Raw genomic sequence first — 15,249 nt, 5'->3', positions numbered from 1 at the left:
CCTACATCAGCCTCACCCGAGCAGCCTGATCAACAACTCATGACACATCTATCGGGACTTCCCCTTGACACATGTCTCGGGACAGCACAGTCAGCCGCTGACGGAAACTGTCCAAGATCTCTACGGTTCTTCGATTCACGGAACCCGTCGGTCGGGTCGAAACCCTCCGTCGTAGTCGTAAGGTTCTCGGATGCAAGGTCAACCTGCGCGACCCGGACTGAGCGACCGCAGTTCTCCGTGGCCGGTGGTCGCGGCCGTGCTGGTCGGCTGCTGGACGGTCGCGGTCACCGTGGGTACCCAGACCGGTGGCTGGCTCACCGACCAGGTGCTGCTGGGCTTCGGGCGGGACCGACTCGGCTGGCTCTGGCCGGTGCTCGGCCTGGCCGGCGTCGTGCTGGCCGGCACGCCCGCCCTGCTGCTGGCCCTGGTGCCCCGGTCCGCCGCGGTCCGGGCCACCGGGCGGGCCTGGTTGATCGGGGCACTCGCGCTCGGCGTGCTCACACTGCTGCGGGTCGTGCCGCCGGTGCACCACGAGGCGTACCTCGCCGCGCTGGCCGGCGCCGCGTTGCTCAGCGCGCTCGCCGTGCGCTGGTCGGCGCGCCGGTGGGCGTACCCCGGGCTGGTTGGCGCGGTCGGCGGCCCGGCGCCGACCGGAGACGGCGACGCCACGCGACCCCAGGCCACCGAAAACAGCGACGCCACGCGGCCCGAAGCCACCGGAGACGGCGACCCCACGCCGCCCCAGGCCACCGGAAACGGCGACACCACGCAGCCTCAGGCCACCGGAAACGGCGACGCCACGCGGCCCGAGGCCACCGGGAGCCCGAAGCCGGTCGGACACCAGCGACGCCCGCTCCGGCTCGGCCCGGTGCCGCTGCTCGCGGTCGCCGCCGGGTTGGCGCTGCTGCTGCCGTGGGCCTGGCTGGGTGCGCTCGGCGGCCTCCTGGAGACCGCGCTAGCGCTGCTGGCGGCCGCCGCGCTCGGTGTGCTGGCCGCGACTCTGCTGGACGCCCCCTTCTGGTCCCCGTTCGCGGTCGGGCGACCGCCCCGGCCGGCTCGGCTGGTGCTGGTCGGCGGCCTGGTCGCCGGGGTGGCGCTGCTGCTGCTCGCGGCCGGGACCGGCCAGTCCGGCGCGCAGTTGCCCGCGCTGCTGACCCTGCCGCCGGTGGGTTTCGCGCTGGCCGCGCTCTGGGCGGCGGCCTGGCGGCCCACCGCCGACCCGGCCGAGGCCGCGCGTGCCGGCCGAACGGCGACCGGGTGGCTCGTGGGCCTGGCCGCGCTCGGCCCGCTGGCCTTCACCGACCCGGAAGAGATCACCCTGCTGCTGGTCGGCACCCGGGACGTTCCGTTCTGGGTGGCGGCCGCCGCCGGCGTCGGGCTCGCCGTCGCGGTCCTGGTCGCCATCGGGTACGGGGTGCTGCTCGCCCGGCCGACGGCACGTACCCCGGACAGGCGGGTCGCCGCGGCGGCGGCCGTGGTGCTGCTGGTGGCGTTCGGCGTGGTCGACCTCGGCCCCGGTCAGCCGGGCCTGTACGGCGAGCGGTTGTTCGTGGTGCTGCGCGCGCAGGCCGACCTGAGTGATCTCCCGGCCGGCGCGCCGGGTCAGGCCGGGCGGGACGCCCGCGCGGCGGAGGTCTACCGGCGGCTGGTGACGACCGCCGAGCAGAGTCAGGACGACCTGCTGCGGGGGTTGAACCGGCTGCGCCTCGACCCGGTGTCGTACTACCTGGTCAACGCGGTCGAGGTGGACGGCGGCCCGACGGTGCGGGCCTGGCTCGCCCGCCGACCGGAGGTGGCCCGGGTGCTGGTCAGCCAGCGTCTGCGCCCGCTGCCGGCCCCGGCCGGGCAGAGCCGGGGCAGCGCGCCCAGGCCCACCGGCCCGGAGTGGAACATCCGCCAGATCGGCGCCGACCGGGTGTGGTCCCAACTCCGGGTCACCGGTACGGGCATCGTGGTCGGCAGCTCCGACTCGGGGGTGGACGGCACCCATCCGGCGCTACGAGCCGGATTCCGAGGTGGGGACGACTCCTGGTACGACCCGTGGGACGACACCCGGAGCCCGACCGACCAGGGCGGGCACGGCACCCACACGGTGGGCAGCGCGGTCGGGCGGGACGGCATCGGGGTGGCACCGGACGCGCAGTGGGTGGGCTGCGTCAACCTGGACCGCAACCTCGGCAGCCCCGGGCACTACCTGGACTGTCTCCAGTTCATGCTGGCGCCCTTCCCGGCCGGTGGCGACCCCTTCACCGACGGCCGCCCGGAGCGCGCCCCGCAGGTGCTGACCAACTCGTGGGGCTGCCCGTCCATCGAGGGTTGCGACCAGCGCGTCCTGCGACCGGCCACCGCCGCCCTGGACGCCGCCGGGATCTTCGTGGTCGCCGCGGCCGGCAACACCGGCCCGTGGTGCGCGTCGATCGACGATCCGCCAGCCCCGTACGCGGACGTGCTGACCGTGGGCGCGGTGGACGCCCAGCGACGGGTCGCCGAGTTCTCCTCGCGCGGGCCGGTGCCGGGCGGCTCGGGTAAGCCGGACGTACTGGCACCGGGGGTGGGCGTGGTGTCGGCCATGCCGGGCGGCACGTACGCCGCGCTGGACGGCACGTCGATGGCGACCCCGCAGGTGGCCGGGGTGGTCGCGCTGATGTGGTCGGCGAACCCGGCGCTGGTCGGCGACGTGACCCGCACCCGGCAGATCCTCCGGGACACCACCACGGCGGCGACCCCCACCTACCGCTCCGACAACCCCTCCGACGCCTGCGGTGCTCCGTCGAACGTCACCGGCGCCGGGCAGGTCGACGCCTACGCCGCCGTTCGCGCCGCCCAGCAGTAGGAAGGTTTCCTTCCTGAAGCGTTGAGCCGGGGGTGCGGCCCTTGAGCTGGTGATCTAGGGTCGGCGACCATGGACGCCGAGATCACCGTCACCGAGTTGACCGCCGACCTGGCCCCCAGCGTCGTACAGCTCTGCCAGCAGGCACTCGACCTGCCCGAGGACGCCGCCGAGGCGGCTTCCATCGTGGACGTGCTCTGGCCCCGGGCCACCGCCGACCGGCCCGTGGTCGGGCTGGGCGCGTACCGGGGTGCGGACCTGATCGGGGTGCTGATCTGCTCGGTGTCGTCGACCGAGCCGGGAGTCGGGCACGTGGACCTGGTCGCGGTCCTCCCGGATCAGCGGCGTCGGGGTGTCGGCCGGGCGCTGCTCCAACGGGCCGAGCGGGTGCTCGCCGAACGTGGGGCGACCGAGGTGCTGTTGGCCGGGAACCCGCCCTACTACGCGTGGCCGGGCATCGACGTCCGCTACACGCCGGCGGTCTGCGCCGCCCTCGCGCTCGGCTACCACCAGGATCGGACCGGCTGGAACATGACCGCGGACCTGTCGTACGACGGGTCGCCGGCACTGCGGTCCACCGAGGCTGCCGAGCGCCGGCTGGCCGACCAGGGCGTCACCGTACGCCGGGCGGAGCCAGCGGACCTGCCGGCGCTGACGGCGTTCGCCCGGTCCACCTTCGGGGGCACGTGGGATGGCGAGTTGGCCGGGTCGGTGGGGCGCGCCGACGCCGGTTGCCACCTGGCGGAGCGGGACGGCGAGGTGCTGGGCTTCGCCGCGTACGGGTCGTCCCGGCCGAGTTGGTTCGGGCCGATGGGCACCGCGCCGGCCGCGGAGGGGTCGGGCATCGGTGGGGTGCTGTTGCGGCGCTGCCTGCGCGACCAGCGGGCGGCGGGGCTGGACCGGGCACAGATTGGCTGGGTGGGACCGGTGCCGTTCTACTCGGGCAGCGCGGGTGCGCGGATCGAGCGGGTGTTCTTTTTGTACCGGCGAACCCTACCGATGGCGTAACCGGGGCAAACAGGACATAGATCCATTCGCCCGCATCGGCCATCGACGCCCCCTACCGTTTCGGTAGAGGAGGCAGCCATGACCACGGATGACAACCAGACCGAGGACGGCCCGCCGATCACCTGGAAACCGGTGGGTGAACTCCCCGGCCAACTGCCGTTCGACCGGCTCGACTACGGCGACGCGGAGCAACTGGCCGAGATGACCACCAACGGTGAGCCGTCGGTGGCCGAGGAGCCGCAGGAGATGGTGGACGCGCCGATCCAACTGCTTCCGCCGTACAACCGGGCACAGAAACGGCGCAACCAGCGCCCACTACCGACCTGACGACGAACGGGGCGGACCGCGTCAGCGGCCCGCCCCGTTCGGTGTCGGAACTGGACTCAGAAGTCCATGTCCCCGCCACCCGGGCCAGCCGGGGCAGCTGGGGTCTTCTCCGGCTTGTCCGCGACAACGGCCTCGGTGGTGAGGAAGAGCGCCGCGATGGAAGCGGCGTTCTGCAGCGCCGAGCGCGTCACCTTGGCCGGGTCGATGATGCCCGCGGCCAGCAGGTCGACGTACTCGCCGTTGGCGGCGTTCAGACCGTGACCCGCTTCGAGGTTACGGACCTTCTCCACCACGACGCCGCCCTCGAGGCCGGCGTTGACGGCGATCTGCCGCAGCGGGGCGTCCAGCGCGACCTTGACGATGTTCGCACCGGTCGCCTCGTCGCCGACCAGGTCGAGCTTGTCGAAGGCGGTCTTGCCGGCCTGAACCAGCGCGACGCCACCACCCGGGACGATGCCCTCCTCGACGGCGGCCTTCGCGTTGCGAACGGCGTCCTCGATGCGGTGCTTGCGCTCCTTGAGCTCGACCTCGGTGGCCGCGCCGACCTTGATCACCGCAACGCCGCCGGCCAGCTTGGCCAGCCGCTCCTGCAGCTTCTCCCGGTCGTAGTCGGAGTCGCTCTTGTCGATCTCGGCCCGGATCTGGTTGACCCGGCCCTGGATCTGCTCGGCGTCACCGGCACCGTCGACGATGGTGGTCTCGTCCTTGGTCACCACGACCTTGCGGGCGCGGCCCAGCATGTCGAGGCTGGCGGCGTCGAGCTTGAGGCCGACCTCCTCGCTGATGACCTGACCACCGGCGAGGATGGCGATGTCGGTCAGCATGGCCTTGCGGCGGTCACCGAAGCCCGGCGCCTTGACGGCGACCGACTTGAAGGTGCCACGGACCTTGTTGACCACCAGGGTGGCGAGGGCCTCGCCCTCCAGGTCCTCGGCGATGATCAGCAGCGGCTTGCCCGACTGCATGACCTTCTCCAGGATCGGGAGCAGGTCCTTCACCGACGAGATCTTGCTGTTGGCGATCAGGATGTACGGGTCGTCGAAGACGGCCTCCATACGCTCCGGGTCGGTCATGAAGTAGGCCGAGATGTAGCCCTTGTCGAAGCGCATACCCTCGGTGAGCTCCAGCTCCAGCCCGAAGGTGTTGCTCTCCTCGACGGTGATGACGCCTTCCTTGCCGACCTTGTCCATCGCCTCGGCGATGATCTCGCCGACGGTGCTGTCGCCAGCGGAGATGGAGGCGGTGGAGGCGATCTGCTCCTTGGTCTCGACGTCCTTGGCGAGCTTGGACAGCTCCTCCGAGACGCTCGCGACCGCAGCCTCGATGCCCCGCTTCAGGGCCATCGGGTTGGCGCCAGCGGCCACGTTGCGCAGGCCCTCGCGAACCAGGGCCTGGGCCAGGACGGTCGCCGTCGTCGTGCCGTCACCGGCAACGTCGTCGGTCTTCTTGGCGACCTCCTTGACCAGCTCAGCGCCGATCTTCTCGTACGGGTCCTCGAGCTCGATCTCCTTGGCGATGCTCACACCATCGTTGGTGATGGTGGGGGCACCCCACTTCTTCTCGAGCACGACGTTGCGGCCCTTCGGGCCGAGGGTCACCTTTACGGCGTCGGCGAGCTGGTTCATGCCCCGCTCGAGGCCGCGGCGAGCCTCTTCGTCGAAAGCGATCATCTTGGCCATACGGCGTTGTCCTCCTGGACACTCACGGGCCACCCGAGATGTGTGCCCCGGATGGGCCGCCTGGTGTGCGCACCTAGGGACGTCGCCACCTGGCGACGACGACGTCCTTCGGCCGGGCCGGATAGCCCGCGACGACCGGCCATGTGCTGCCCCGGTGTCTCCACACCGGTGCAACCTGGCCCCACCGTCCCGACCGTTGGCACTCACGGTATGCGAGTGCCAATGACTTGTTTAGCACTCTCCCCTGCCGAGTGCAAGCACGATGGGGCCGCTCAGCCGAGTTCCGCGGCCAGTCCGGGAGTGTTCACCGGCGCCTCATGGGCGCGCTGCTCGGCGTATGTCACCAACAGACCGACCAACTGGGCGAGGTGGGCCGGCAGGGCCAACACGGCGGTGATCCCGATCACCACCACCGCCCCGGCCGCGGTACCCGGCGACGCGAACGGATCCGTACCGAACGCCGGGGTGCCCACCCCCTCCAGCGAGCTGGAGACCACACTGACGACGATCACCGCCAGCGCCACCAGGGCCACCCGACCGAGCAGCAGGCCCAGCCGGTCGTGGAACATCCGGAACGAGCGACCGATCGGGTTGTGGCGTTCGAAGAGGTAGACCGGGCCGGCCATGCTCAGCGCGAACGCCAGATAGATGGCCGGCAGCACGCAGAAACAGACACCGACGCCGATGAGCAGGCTGATCAACAGGGTCCAGCCCCACAGCCCGAGCGCGCGACGAAGGCCGTAACGCAGCGCCGACTCCAGGCTGGCCGGCTGGCCGGCGGCCTGCCGGGTGATCACCCAGCTGCCCGAGGCCCACCCGACGGCCTGCACCACGCCCACCAACAGACTGCCGCCGACCAGGACGAGAAGGAGGCTCCCCAGCTCGGCGGCGAAGTTGTCCGGGAGCACGGGGCTCGGATTCGACTCGGCCTGGGCGGCCCACTTCGCCGACGGGTCCACCCCGAGGGCGATCACCGAGAGCACCGCCGCCGGCAACACCTGGGTGAGCAGCATGATCGGCACCAACTGTCGCCAGCCCCGACGCAGCGCTCCCCCGCACCGGCCGAACCAGCCGCCGATGCCGGCGCCGGGCGGCGTGACCAGGGCGTCGTTCGGGTCGAACCCGTAACCCGGCGGGTACCAGCCAACCGGCTGCCCCGGATACCACGGCTGCCCGCCATAGGGGCCCGACCCGGGCGGGTAACCCCCGGTGGGCGGGAACGCCCAGCCCTGCGGCGGCGGAGACGCACCCCAGGCGCCCTGCGCGGGATCCCAGCCAGGCGGCGGACCGGCCTGACCGGCGGGCGGACCAGCCGGATGCATGCCCGGCCCCCAACCAGGCGGCGGACCGGCCTGACCGGCGGGCGGACCAGCCGGATGCGCGCCCGGCCCCCAACCAGGCGGCGGACCGGCGTGGCCAGGGTCGCCGACGGGCGAGGACGGGTCGGACGGGTCCGGCTCCCCCGACCCGGGGGACGGAGTGGGCGGGGGTGGCTGGTCGGTCATGAACGCTCCTCGGCATCGGCTGGAACGGTTCACGATCTTCCCGGCTACGCGCCCCTGCCGCAGCCCCGAATCACGGGCCGATCGGCCAGGAAGCTCAGCCGATGACGCGTACGTGCTCTGCCTGCGGACCCTTCTGGCCCTGGGCAACCTCGAACTCGACCCGCTGACCGTCGTCCAGCGCCTTGTAACCGTCCATTTCGATCGCGGAGAAGTGGACGAACACGTCCTGACCGCCGTCGACGGCGATGAAGCCGTAGCCCTTTTCGGCGTTGAACCACTTCACGGTGCCCTGTGCCACGGTGCACTTCCCTCACTCTGCGCGGTCTTGCCTGACCCGGCGCACGGCGCGGCCGGGCGCCCCGACCACCGACTCAGCAATCGATGACCGCCATTGAGTCAGGTGACCGAAATCGCACGTTACACGAGCAGTGACGGCCGCGCACGGCCACAAATCGGACACACTTCGGGGCGTCTCAACCGCAATGATCAGCCGGGTTCCCGATCCGCCGGGATTCGCGCGCGTCATTACGAGTGGGCCAAAGGGCCGCCGGGCGGTGACGGCAACCGGGCACAGCTCACGGAAACCGCGTCCATCCGCTGTGGTAGGCATGCGGACATGACCACCGATATCGGCTCGCCGGCCCCGCGGCTCGCGGAGATCCGCCGGGTCCGGCCGGAGGACGCCGCCCGGATGCGGGCGCTGCGCCTGGAGATGCTGGCCGACGCGCCGTTGGCCTTCCTGGAGACCCTGGCGGACGCGGCGGCCCGACCGCACAACGAGTTCGCCGCCCGGGTGGCGTACACCTCGGCCGGTCTCAGCAACGCGCAGTTCATCGCCGACCCGGGCGGCCGGCTGGTCGGGCACGCCGGTGGCACGACCGCTCCGAACGAACCCGGGCTGACCGTGATCTACGCCGTGTACGTCACGCCGACCTGGCGCGGCAGCGGACTGCTCGGCGAGTTGATCGACGGGGTGGCCGCCTGGTCGCGAGCCTGTGGCCGACCGGAGCTGCTGCTGGAAGTGGTGGTGGGCAACGACCGCGCCTACCGCGCCTACCAGCGCCTGGGCTTCAAGGACACCGGGGTACGGGTCCCCCACCCCACCATCCCAGCCCTCACCGAACTACAAATGCGCCGCCCAGCCTGACCCCTGGTCCGGTGATCAAGAGGTTTGCGTCAGAAACAGAGCTGGCGTTGACGCAAACCTCTTGATCACCGAGAGTAGCTACCGAAACTCAGACGTGCCGCCGAGACTGCACGATCCGGAATCGGTTGGCCACGTACGCCCCGTCCGTCAGCGCCGAGTTGGCCGCCGCGTTGGCCCCACTGCCGTGGAAGTCGGAGAACGCCGCCGACTGGTTGACGAAGACGCCGCCGGTGAGGTTGCAGGAGAGGTGCACCCCGACCTCGACCGCCACCGCCTCGGTCGCGTCGAGCACGGTCTCGTCCGTCGAGTAGACCCCGGCGGTGAGCGCGCCCTTCTCGCCGACCGTCCGGCGCAGCAGTTCCAGGCTGTGCGCGGTGGAGTCGGTGGCGATGGCGAACGAGATCGGCCCGAACCATTCCCGGCCGTACGTGTCCGCGTCGTCCGCGGTCAGCTTCACGATCGTCGGGGTGCGCACCACGGCGTCGGCGTACGACGGGTGGGTCACGGCCCGCGACTCCAGCACCGGCTCGCCGACCTTGGTCACTTCGGCCAGTCGCTCCAGCACCCCGTCGTTGACGATGGCGCCGGTCAGTTCCACGCCTCGGGCCGGGTCGGCGGTGAGCTTGCCGACCGCGGCGGCGATCCCGCCGGCCACCTCGTCGAAGCTCTTGTGCCCCTGGTCGGTCTCGATGCCCCCGGCCGGGATGAGGATGTTCTGCGAGGTGGTGCACATCTGCCCGCTGTAGAGGGTCAGCGTGAAACCGAGGTTGCGGCACATGCCGGCGAAGTCGTCGGTGGAGTCGATGACGACGGTGTTGAGGCCGGCCTTCTCGGTGTAGACCGATGCCTGCCGGGCGTGCGTCTCCAGCCAGTCGCCGTACTCGGTGGAGCCGGTGAAGTCGACGATCTTGACGGAGCGGTGCAGGGCCAGGTCGCTGGCGAGCTTCTCACCGGGCGCCTCGGCCGCCAGCATGATCAGGTTCGGGTCGAACCCGGCCTCGGCGAGCACCTCCCGGGCGTACTTCACGGTGATGGCCAGCGGCAGCACCGCGCGCGGGTGCGGCTTGACGATCACCGGGTTGCCGGTGACCAGCGAGGCGAACAGCCCGGGGTACGAGTTCCAGGTCGGGAAGGTGTTGCAGCCGATCACCAGCGCCACCCCGCGCGGCACCACGTGGAACGTCTTGGTCATCCGCAGCGGGTCACCCTTGCCGGCGGCCTTCTCCCAGCCCGCCGTGCCCGGGTGCCGGGTCATCTCGGCGTACGCGTACGCCAGCGCTTCCAGCGCCCGGTCCAGCGCGTGTGCGCCGCCGGCCTGGAAGGCCATCACGAACGCCTGCCCGCTGGTGAACTGCACCGCGTTTGCCAGCTCGAAGATGTGCTTGTGCAGCCGGTCGAGGATCTCCAGGCAGACGCCCACCCGGGCCTGCGGGCCGGCGTCGCGCCAGGCCGGCAGCGCGGCGGAGGCGGCGTTGACCAGTTCGCCGGGGCCGGCGTGCGGGTACCGCACCGCCAAATCCACCCCGAACGGGCTCGTCTCGGTCGCGACCCGGGCGCCAGCGCCGGGCTGGTCGAGCGGAAAGTCACCAGCGAGGTACGCCTCGAAGGCGGCCTTGCCGTCGGCGGCGGCGGTCTCGCCGTACACCCGGGGGCTGGGGGATTCGGGGTAGGCGGACCAGTAGCCCCGCTCCGTGATCGCGGTCAGCGCACGGTTGAGGGTGTCGGCGTGCCTGTCGTACAGGGGATGCGGGGTCTCCGTCATGCCCGCCATCATGCCTGAGTCCGGTCCGCGAGCAGTAGCGCGAATGCCCGACAGCGGCTCATGCCTGAGTCCGGTCCGCGAGCAGTAGCGCGAATGCCCGACAGCGGCTCATGCCGCAGTCGAGTTCCGGAGCGGAAGCGCCAAGGGCCGCGGGGTTGCTGGTGACGGCAGCGGGTAACCGCGGGCCTTCGGCCAGGAGAAGCCGGCCAGGGGAGGGCGGCGGGTGAGGATCACCGAGATCCGGGTGCACGGGGTCGCCGACAAGGGGCCCGAGGCGATCCTCGACCGGCCGATCGTCGCACGGGTCGCCGGAGACGACAACGCCGGCTTCTACCGGCCGCGGCCCGGCTACGGTGCCCCCGCCGACCGCGACGGGGTGACGCTTGAGGCGTACCGCTGGAGCCGGTTGACCGGCGGCACGGCGACCCGGACGTTCTCCCTTGTCCTGCTCCTGCCGTTCATGCTCAGCAACATCGCGGTATGGATGCTGCCGGTCACCGGTCGCGGCGGCCGTGCGGCGCGGGCGCTGTGCCGACTGCTGGCCGCGACGATGACCGCTATGTACGTGCTCTCCACAGTCGGGGTGTCCCTCGATCTGATCGCCTGGCAGTGCGCGGCCTACCCGAGGTGTCTGGAGGGGCGGCGGGAGCTGTCCTGGCTGGGTGGCGTGCCGCCCGGGCAGCGGCTCGCGCTGCTGGCCGTACCACCGATCATCGCGATCGTCCTGATCTGGCGGCTCGGTGCCCGGACCTGGCAGCTCCCCGAGGACAGCGACCACCCGCCCGGGGTGGGTGCGGACCGGCTCGACGCGCCCGCCTTCTGGGACACCCGCTCGCTGCTGCGCCGACTGCGCTCGGTCCACGTCGCGGTGGCGTTGGGCACGCTCGACATCACTCTGCTGCTGGCGTTGGCACCGCACGACGCCACAGTGCCCGGCTGGCTGCTGCTGGGCGCGGACGTGGCGCTGCTCGCCGGCGCGGTGGTGCTGCTCTGCCGGCCGGCGATCGAGCGGCGCGGAGAGACCGACCAGCGCAGCGCGCGGACGATCCGCTGGGCGGCCATCGCGCTCACCGCACTGACCCTGGGGTACGCGTTGCTGCCACGGCCGCCGTGGACGGCCGAGGGAATGTTGCCGGGGTACGGGATGGCGGTCTCCGGGTTGTTCGCCGGGCAGGTGGCGCTGCTCGCGATGCTCGGCCTGGTGGTGGTGCAGCGCCGCGCCCTGCCTCGCCCCTTCTTCCTGCTGGCCGGTCTGGGCGCGCCGGTGCTGACAACCGTCGCGATCGGGCTGGGCGTCGCCTACTCCTCCGGGCTGACCTACGGCCTCGCCGAGTATCTGGACCGTGGTTCCAGCCCGACGCCCGCCCGGCCGCTGCCGCCCGGGGCGCCGCCGCTGTCGCCGCCGATCGCCTACCGGTGGGTCACCCTCGGCTTCACCCTGGCCGTGCTCCTGGTGGTCGTGACGGCCCTGCTCGTACCCCGGATTCGCCGGAATCGCCGCCGTCGGGAGGCCGAGGAACTGGTCCGGCGGGACTATCCGGAGGCCTCCCGGGCGACCCCGGAACGGGTCCGGGCCGTCCGCGACGCGATCGTGCGAGCCCGGCTGACGGATCGGCTCGGGCCGCTGCTGGCCACCGCGTACGTGGTGTTGGCACTGCTCACGTTGGCGGCGGCCGGGCTCTCGGTGATCGGTCCCGGCCCGGGTGCGCTCGCTCGACGACTCGGCGGCGAGTCGCTGGCCCGCCCGGTGATCTTCGTGACCGACCTGGGGGCCCTGCTGATCGGGCTGTTCGCCACGGTCCTCGCCGTGATGGGACTTGTCGCCTACCGATCCGGCGCGATCCGGCTGGTCGGGGTGCTCTGGGAGCTGGCCACCTTCTGGCCGCGTGCCGCGCATCCACTCGCCCCGCCCTGCTACGTCGAGCGGGCGGTACCGGAGCTGACCCGCCGGATCGGCCAGCTCACCGCCGACGGGAACGGGGTGGTGCTGTCCGGGCAGAGCCACGGCAGCGTGCTCGCGGCCGTGACGGTCCTCCAACTCCCCGACCACTGCCGCCGGCGGGTGGCCCTGCTCACCTACGGCTCTCCGCTCGGCAACCGGTACCGGCGGATCTTCCCCGCGTACGTCAGCGACGAGATGGTGCGCGAGGTCGGCAGTCGGTTGGCCTGGCGGTGGATCAACCTGTGGCGGTACACCGACGCGGTGGGCGGACCGGTGTTCGTCCCGTTCGTTCAGGGATCCGACGACCCGGCCGCCCGGGTCGACCGTCGGGTACGGGATCCGAAGGGACTGCTCATCCCACCGACCGACACCGTGCCCCCACCGGTGCAGGGCCACCGGTTCACACCGGACGACGACTTCCACGCCGCGATCCGCGAGCTGGTCGGGCGCCTGGAACAAACGGCCGAGTGAACGGCTGCCTCAGAGGGTGAGCTGCCAGTCGGTCCAGGAGTCCACCGGGTGGAAGCCGAGCTGCTCGTTGATCGCCACCATGTAGCTGTTGCTGGCGGCGTTGATGGTGTCGATGCTCCGCACCGCCGGCTCGTGGGTGAGCAGATGGTGCAGATTCTCCGCCTTGGCGATGAGGCCGAGCCGGTGCCCACGGTGGGCCGGGTCGACGATGGTGATCTGCTGGAACGCGTGCCAGTCGGCGGAGGCGCCAACCTCCAGGAGTGTCCAGGCGACCAGCCGGCCGGAAGCCTCGTGCCGCATTGCGAGGTGGTACCGCCGGCGGCCCTTGGCCTCCAGGGCCCGATCGGTGCCGCGGATGCGCTCGGCGTCCACCTGCTCCGGCTCCCACTGCATGTCACCGAGGGGCGCGTCCATCATCAGCCGGCCGTCGAGGTAGGCGATGTCCGTCAGATACTCCTGCGGGGTGGCGCCCTGCCAGCACACCGATCGGTACCCCGCGGCCCTGGGCTGGGCCTCGACGAGTGCCGCGCGGAGCGCGACCCGGTCGATGTCGGCGATCTCCAGCCGGCGACGCACCTCGACCAACACGGCTTGGGCGCCGGTCGACGCGGCGAACGCGTCGCCCGCCACGCTCCGGGGCGGCCCGTCGGGCAACGCGGAGACGGTCAGCCCGACGACCCGCTTGCGCCCGTGCTCGCGCAGGACCCGTACGCCGTACTCGTGCAGTGCCCGACCGACGCCCCGGCGCCGCAGCTCCGGGCGCACCTTCAGCTCGACGGTGGCGTTGTCGGTGTTGTCGAGCTGCGGCAGGTCCAGTTGTAGGAAGCCGGCCGGGACGCCGTGCAGTCGGGCCAGCGCCCAGAGCGTCCGGGTGCCGGGCAACGGCGTGTGGAACAGCGCGTCGAAGCGGCGCCGGCAGAAGGGCGGCAGGTCCGGCAGATCCCCGTCGTTGACCGCCACCCCGATCCGGTACGCCTCGTCGACGGAAGTCCGGTCGGCGCCGTCGAACGACGCGATGGTGATGCTCATGCCGGTGAGCGTGCGCCTCGGAAAAGCGATCGGGCCAGCGAATTAATCGCTGGCCCGATCGAACGTGGTCGGGAGGGGCACTCGCACAACGCCTCCGGCGTTGGGTCGCAAGAACTTCAAAAGTCTTCGGCGAAATGCCCTCCCGCACGGAGCATCTTGCGCCGTCCGGTTCCTGTCGTCAAGTCCGTAGCGGCGGGTTTTCCACACTCACAGCGAAAACCCAGTTACCGACTGATCCACTCGGCCCCCGAGGTCAGCCGAGGAGGCCAGCGTCGCGGGCGGCGCGCAGCGAGGGCTTGATGTGGTGGGTCGGCCCGACCTGGCCGGCCACCGCGTCGATCGTCTTCAGGCCCTCGCCGGTGTTGAAAACGACGGTCTCGGCCGTCGGGTCGAGCCGACCGGACTCGACCAGCTTGCGCAGTACGGCCACGGTCACCCCACCCGCGGTTTCCGCGAAGACCCCGGTGGTCCGGGCCAGGTCGCGGATGCCCGCACGGATCTCGTCGTCGTCGACGTACTCCATCCAGCCGCCGGTGCGGCGGACCGCCTCCAGGGCGTAGAGGCCGGCCGCCGGGTCGCCGATGTTGAGCGACTTGGCGATGCCGGTGGGCTTGACCGGGATGATCGTGTCGGTCTCGGCGTGCAGGGCGACGGCGATCGGGTTGCAGCCGGCGGACTGCGCGCCGAAGACCTTCCAGCCGTCGGCCGGTGCCTCGACCAGGCCGATCTCCACCAGCTCCGAGAACGCCTTGTCAATCTTGGTGAGCAGCTCGCCGCTGGCCATCGGGATGACCACCTGCGCGGGGATCCGCCAGCCGAGCTGCTCGGCCACCTCGTAGCCGAGGGTCTTGGAGCCCTCCGCGTAGTACGGCCGGACGTTCACGTTGACGAACGCGGTGTCCTCGAACTCGTCGGTCTCCACCAGCTCGCCGCAGAGCCGGTTGACATCGTCGTACGAGCCGTCGATGGCGACCAGCTCGCCGCCGTAGACGGCGGTGGTGATGACCTTGCCCTGCTCCAGGTCGCTGGGGATGAAGACCACCGAGGGCACCCCGGCGCGGGCGGCGTGGGCGGCCACCGAGTTGGCCAGGTTGCCGGTCGACGCGCAGGCGAACCGGGTGAAGCCGAGCGCCTTGGCTGCGGTGAGCGCCACCGAGACGACCCGGTCCTTGAACGAGTGGGTGGGGTTGGCGCTGTCGTCCTTGACCCAGAGCGGCGCGGTGATGCCCAACTCGGCGGCGAGGAGCGGGGCCGCCACCAGTGGGGTCAGCCCCGGGTCGAGGGTGACCCGGGTGGCCGGGTCCTGACCGGCGGGGAGCAGTGCGGCGTACCGCCAGATGTTGTTCGGGCCGGCCTCGATCTGCTCGCGGGTGACGGTGGCCAGTGCGGCGGTGTCGTAGTCGACTTCCAGCGGGCCGAAACACTCGTAACAGGCGTGCTGGGCGGCGAGCGGGTAGCGGGCCGAACAGGCACGGCAGACCAGGGCGCGGGCGGGGCTGGCGGAGGTGTCAATGCCGGAGGTGACGAGCGTCGACGTCATGTCGAGAGT

General features: G+C 71.6%; 11 protein-coding genes. 5 read left to right on the top strand and 6 right to left on the bottom strand.

The window, feature by feature from the left end:
* The first annotated feature begins 190 nt into the window (after nt 1–190).
* From ACFYL6_RS32180 to ACFYL6_RS32170, 3 genes are all read left to right on the top strand, one after another.
* Complete coding sequence (locus ACFYL6_RS32180) at nt 191–2,833, top strand: S8 family serine peptidase (RefSeq protein WP_387176991.1); 2,643 nt, start codon at nt 191–193, stop codon at nt 2,831–2,833.
* A gap of 69 nt (nt 2,834–2,902) precedes the next feature.
* Nucleotides 2,903–3,838, top strand: coding sequence for a GNAT family N-acetyltransferase (locus tag ACFYL6_RS32175; RefSeq protein ID WP_387176990.1), 936 nt, complete (start codon nt 2,903–2,905; stop codon nt 3,836–3,838).
* Between the two features lie 78 nt (nt 3,839–3,916).
* Nucleotides 3,917–4,165, top strand: a complete 249-nt coding sequence (locus ACFYL6_RS32170) for a hypothetical protein (protein WP_387176989.1) — start codon at nt 3,917–3,919, stop codon at nt 4,163–4,165.
* A gap of 56 nt (nt 4,166–4,221) precedes the next feature.
* Here ACFYL6_RS32170 and groL read toward each other — a convergent pair whose 3' ends face one another.
* From groL to ACFYL6_RS32155, 3 genes are all read right to left on the bottom strand, one after another.
* Nucleotides 4,222–5,844: a chaperonin GroEL gene (gene groL / locus ACFYL6_RS32165; RefSeq protein ID WP_030490078.1), complete on the bottom strand. Its 1,623-nt coding sequence runs from the start codon at nt 5,842–5,844 to the stop codon at nt 4,222–4,224.
* Nucleotides 5,845–6,116: 272 nt separating this feature from the next.
* Complete coding sequence (locus tag ACFYL6_RS32160) at nt 6,117–7,166, bottom strand: hypothetical protein (protein WP_387176988.1); 1,050 nt, start codon at nt 7,164–7,166, stop codon at nt 6,117–6,119.
* A gap of 277 nt (nt 7,167–7,443) precedes the next feature.
* Entirely contained in the window at nt 7,444–7,647 is a 204-nt protein-coding gene (locus ACFYL6_RS32155; protein ID WP_196920002.1) for a cold-shock protein, read from the bottom strand.
* A gap of 318 nt (nt 7,648–7,965) precedes the next feature.
* Here ACFYL6_RS32155 and ACFYL6_RS32150 point away from each other — a divergent pair, with 318 nt between their 5' ends.
* Nucleotides 7,966–8,496, top strand: coding sequence for a GNAT family N-acetyltransferase (locus ACFYL6_RS32150; protein ID WP_387176987.1), 531 nt, complete (start codon nt 7,966–7,968; stop codon nt 8,494–8,496).
* Between the two features lie 88 nt (nt 8,497–8,584).
* Here the strand turns inward: ACFYL6_RS32150 and paaN are convergent, their stop codons facing one another.
* Nucleotides 8,585–10,258 carry a phenylacetic acid degradation protein PaaN gene (gene paaN, locus ACFYL6_RS32145; protein WP_387176986.1) on the bottom strand — a complete coding sequence of 558 codons (1,674 nt, stop codon included), beginning with the start codon at nt 10,256–10,258 and terminating at the stop codon, nt 8,585–8,587.
* Nucleotides 10,259–10,481: 223 nt separating this feature from the next.
* Here paaN and ACFYL6_RS32140 point away from each other — a divergent pair, with 223 nt between their 5' ends.
* A complete protein-coding gene (locus tag ACFYL6_RS32140; RefSeq protein WP_387176985.1) occupies nt 10,482–12,671 on the top strand; it encodes a hypothetical protein in 2,190 nt (729 codons plus the stop codon).
* 9 nt (nt 12,672–12,680) lie between these two features.
* Here ACFYL6_RS32140 and ACFYL6_RS32135 read toward each other — a convergent pair whose 3' ends face one another.
* Together ACFYL6_RS32135 and thrC are read right to left on the bottom strand one after the other, a co-directional pair.
* The gene (locus ACFYL6_RS32135) at nt 12,681–13,700 is read right to left on the bottom strand and encodes a GNAT family N-acetyltransferase (RefSeq protein WP_387176984.1); all 1,020 of its coding nucleotides are present in this window, start codon (nt 13,698–13,700) and stop codon (nt 12,681–12,683) included.
* A gap of 253 nt (nt 13,701–13,953) precedes the next feature.
* Nucleotides 13,954–15,240 (bottom strand): threonine synthase, encoded by a 1,287-nt coding sequence (gene thrC, locus ACFYL6_RS32130; RefSeq protein WP_387176983.1) that lies wholly within the window; start codon nt 15,238–15,240, stop codon nt 13,954–13,956.
* Nucleotides 15,241–15,249 lie beyond the last annotated feature (9 nt).

The sequence above is a fragment of the Micromonospora sp. NPDC007208 genome, assembly GCF_042869175.1.
Taxonomy (GTDB): Bacteria; Actinomycetota; Actinomycetes; order Mycobacteriales; family Micromonosporaceae; genus Micromonospora; species Micromonospora foliorum.
Note: the sequence above shows the minus strand (reverse complement) of the source record. Positions and strands in the feature narration are given on the sequence as shown.

Bases quoted from the DNA above. Each gene is read 5' to 3' on its own strand.
- ACFYL6_RS32135 (WP_387176984.1), bottom strand. From the start codon at position 13,700: ATGAGCATCACCATCGCGTCGTTCGACGGCGCCGACCGGACTTCCGTC.
- thrC (WP_387176983.1), bottom strand. From the start codon at position 15,240: ATGACGTCGACGCTCGTCACCTCCGGCATTGACACCTCCGCCAGCCCC.
- paaN (WP_387176986.1), bottom strand. From the start codon at position 10,258: ATGACGGAGACCCCGCATCCCCTGTACGACAGGCACGCCGACACCCTC.
- ACFYL6_RS32180 (WP_387176991.1), top strand. From the start codon at position 191: ATGCAAGGTCAACCTGCGCGACCCGGACTGAGCGACCGCAGTTCTCCG.
- ACFYL6_RS32150 (WP_387176987.1), top strand. From the start codon at position 7,966: ATGACCACCGATATCGGCTCGCCGGCCCCGCGGCTCGCGGAGATCCGC.
- ACFYL6_RS32175 (WP_387176990.1), top strand. From the start codon at position 2,903: ATGGACGCCGAGATCACCGTCACCGAGTTGACCGCCGACCTGGCCCCC.
- ACFYL6_RS32160 (WP_387176988.1), bottom strand. From the start codon at position 7,166: ATGCATCCGGCTGGTCCGCCCGCCGGTCAGGCCGGTCCGCCGCCTGGC.
- ACFYL6_RS32170 (WP_387176989.1), top strand. From the start codon at position 3,917: ATGACCACGGATGACAACCAGACCGAGGACGGCCCGCCGATCACCTGG.
- groL (WP_030490078.1), bottom strand. From the start codon at position 5,844: ATGGCCAAGATGATCGCTTTCGACGAAGAGGCTCGCCGCGGCCTCGAG.